At 71.7% G+C, this 3,615-nt stretch carries 3 protein-coding genes; all 3 read left to right on the top strand.

The annotated features are described in order from the left end of the window. A partial coding sequence (locus AC1DUQ_RS19310) for a hypothetical protein (RefSeq protein WP_477074382.1) occupies window positions 1-305 on the top strand: 305 nt, incomplete at its 5' end. A gap of 5 nt (window positions 306-310) precedes the next feature. Further along, the gene (locus AC1DUQ_RS19305) at window positions 311-1,624 is read left to right on the top strand and encodes a multicopper oxidase domain-containing protein (protein WP_477062284.1); all 1,314 of its coding nucleotides are present in this window, start codon (window positions 311-313) and stop codon (window positions 1,622-1,624) included. Window positions 1,625-1,647: 23 nt separating this feature from the next. Next, the coding region (locus AC1DUQ_RS19300; protein WP_477074381.1) for a multicopper oxidase domain-containing protein at window positions 1,648-3,615 on the top strand (1,968 nt) is incomplete at its 3' end.

The raw sequence follows: 3,615 nt of genomic DNA, 5'->3' as shown, positions 1-3,615 counted from the left end.
CGCTCTCCGGTCTGCGCATGCGGGTGGTCGGCCGGGACGCCACCCCGATGCGCGGGCGCGACGGCACCGACACGTCCTACGAGACCGACACGCTCAACATCGGACCGGGCGAGAGCTACGACGTGGTGTTCACGGCACCTGCCAAGCAGGGTGCCGGCGCGTACGACACCTACATGCTCTACAACCGCGCGTACGCCCGCTCCGGAAACCGTGCACCGGGCGGGTTCGGGGGTCAGGCCACCGAGGTCCGGGTGTACGCCGGCGGCGTCGCCCCGCAGGCCTATCCGAACGAGTGGGGAGTCTGAGCGCCGTGACCACCAACCGACCCCGTCGGGCCCTGCGCGGACCTGCGCTGGCCGCCCTGCTGGCGCTGGCGTGGGCCACGACCTCCGCGCTCACCGGCGCCGCACCCGCCGTCGCCGAGACACCGCCCCGGGTCGGCATCGTCTGCACCACCGGCGCGGGCGGCGCGGCGGGGAGCCCGATCTTCGACCTCACCACGCGGACCGGGTACATCAGCCTGCCCGACGGCAACACCGCGTTCATGTGGGGGTACTCCAGCGGGTTCGACGCCTTCCAGCACCCCGGCCCGGTGCTGTGCGTGAACGAGGGCGACGAGGTGACCGTGATCCTGCACAACACGCTCCCGGAGGCGGCGTCGATCGTGTTCCCCGGCCAGGAGGACGTGCGCGCTGACGGGGCCCCTGTGAGCCCCGTGCTCAGCGCCGGGCGGGTGACCTCGTTGGCGCCCACGGCCGCGGCAGTCGACGGCACGGTCAGCTACACGTTCACGGCCGGCCACCCCGGCACGTACCTCTACGAGTCCGGCACCAACCCCGAGAAGCAGGTGCGGATGGGGCTGTTCGGGGCGCTGATCGTACGGCCCGAGATGGGACCCGCATTCGCCTACGACCGTGCGGACAGCCAGTTCACGCCGTCCGAGGAGTTCATGGTGCTCCTCTCGGAGATCGACCCGTACCAGCACGCGGCGGTCGAGGCGGGGACGCCCTTCAACATGAACAGCTACCACCCGCGGTACTGGCTGATCAACGGACGCGGCTTCCCCGACAGCATCGCTGACAACGGTGCGTCCTGGCTGCCCACGCAGCCGTACGGAGCGCTGGCGTCCGTGAACCCCTACGACGCCTCGACGCACCCCCAGCCGGGCCTCGCCCGCTACCTCAACGTCGGCACGGAGGACTTCCCGTTCCACCCGCACGGCAACAACGGGCTCGTGATCGGCCGCGACGGCCGACCGCTCGAGGGACCGACCGGCCAGGACCTCTCGTTCGAGAAGTTCGCCATCAACATCGGACCCGAGCAGACCTGGGACGTGCTGTTCCGCTGGTACGACGCCGAGGGCTACGACCCCGTCACCAATCCCGTGCCGGTGACGGTGCCGAGCCTTGCCAACCAGGTGATCGGCGTCTTCTACAGCGGCAGCCCGTACCTCGGGAGCTCGCAGACGCTCCCTCCGGGCACCCCGACCCTGAACCAGTGCGGCGAGTTCTACATCATCAGCCACAACCACGCCCTGTTCCAGATCACCTCGTGGGGCGCGATCATGACCGGTCCCATCACCTACATGCGGATCAACCCGCCTCCGCCCAACGACTGCGGATGAGCGGAGAGGTGGGGAGAACGATGATGCGCGCAACGAGCCTGCGGAGGACCGTCTCCGTCGTCGCTGCCGGCGGAGCGCTGGCCCTCGTGCTGGCCCTCGTCTCGCCCGCGGGGCCTGCCGCCGCGGCGACCGTGCCGATCGACCTGTGGGCGACGACCGGGACGACGACCCTGCCCGCGGGCGGCCAGTCCGTCACCGTCTGGGGCTACAGCCTCACGAACACTGCGGCCACCCGCCCAGGCGGACCGACCCTCGTCGTCGACGTCGGCGACACCGTGGACATCACGCTGCACAACATGCTCGGGGAGACCTCTGCCCTGCTCGTGCAGGGGCAGGGCATGGTCCCGGACCGCACCGGTGTGGCTCCGGGCGGCACGGCGCTGTACTCCTTCACCGCGAGCCGGCCGGGCACCTACCTCTACGAGGCGGGCCTGCTCCCGAACGCCCAGCACCAGGTCGCCATGGGCCTCTACGGAGCTCTCGTCGTGCGGTCCGGCACCCCGGGCCAGGCCTACGGCACCGCGGCCACGGCGTACGACGACGAGGCCGTGCTGGTGCTCAGCGAGATCGACCCCGCGCTGAACAACGCCGCCTCCCCGGCGAGCTTCGACATGCGCAAGTACGCACCCCGTTACTTCCTCGTCAACGGGAAGGCCTATCCCGACACCGACGCCGTCACCACGGCGGTCGGTCGCACGACCCTGCTGCGCTACGTCAACGCCGGCAGCCAGTACCACTCGATGTCCGTGCTCGGCGCGCACCAGACGGTCGTCGCGCTGGGCGGCAGCCCACTCAACCTCGCGCGGCAGTACGTCGCCGAGACGTTCGGCCCCGGCCAGACCGCGGACGCCCTGGTGACGCCCTCGGCTTCGGGGATCGACCGCGCCCTGGCGGTCCACGACGGCAACCTGCTGCTGCACAACAGCAACACCGCGGGGATCGGCGGGATGCTCACCCTCCTCGACGTCACCGGCACGGGTGCGGTCGACGACTCCGGTCCGGCGACGACGGAGGCGCGCAGCGCCGCCGACGTCACGGCGACCGTCAGCGACGCCGCCACGGGCGGGTCCGTCGTCACCGCAGCGGAGTACCACGTCGACTCCGTGACCGGCACCGGGACCGCGATGGAGGCGGTCGACGGGACGTTCGACGCCGCCACCGAGGACGTGGTCGGAGTCGGAGCCCCCGCGCTCGCGGGCCAGCACATCATCTACGTGCGCGGCCGGGACTCCCTCGGTCAGTGGGGACCGTTCAGCTCCGTGCTGGTCAGCGGCGGCGACGCCGTCGGGCCGGTGACGACGGCCGTGACCGTGGCCCCGGACGCCACGAACGGCACGGCTGCGGTGACCGTCTCCGCGACCGCGGACGACACAGCGAGCGGCGGCAGCGACATCGCCGCCGCGGAGCTCTTCCTCGACACCGTCGGCGCGGACGGCACCGGGACTCCCCTGGTGGTCGGCACGGCGGCGACCGTCTCCAGCATCGACGCGACGCTCGCCGCGGGGACCGTCAACGCCCTGACCGAGGGCGAGCACGTCATCTCGATCCACGCGCAGGACTCGTCCGGCAACTGGGGCGAGCACGCCACGGCGAGCCTCGTCGTCGACAAGACCGGACCGACGACGACCGCACCTGTGTCCGTCGCCGTCACGCCCAACAACGGCACGCTCCCGTACAACCCGAGCACGGCGGCCGTGCGCATCGCGACGACGGTGACCGACCCGTCGTCCGGCGGGGTCAACACGAGGATCGCGCGGGCCGAGGGCTTCATCGACTCCGTCGGTGCGGCCGGCTCGGGCTTCGTCGTGGCCGCCGCCGACGGCGCGTTCTCCGACCCGACCGAAGGCGTCTACGCCGACATCCCCCTGGCGACCGTCGCCGCGCTGAGCAACGGGTCGCACGTGGTGTCGGTGCGGGGTCGGGATGCGGCGGGCAACTGGGGGCCGGTCGCGACCGGGACCCTGGTGGTCGACAAGGTCCGACCGGTGATC

It is taken from the genome of Cellulomonas sp. P4_B5_2, from assembly GCF_056402235.1.
The sequence above is the reverse complement of the archived record's forward strand: the minus strand, read 5'-3'. Positions and strand labels throughout refer to the sequence as shown.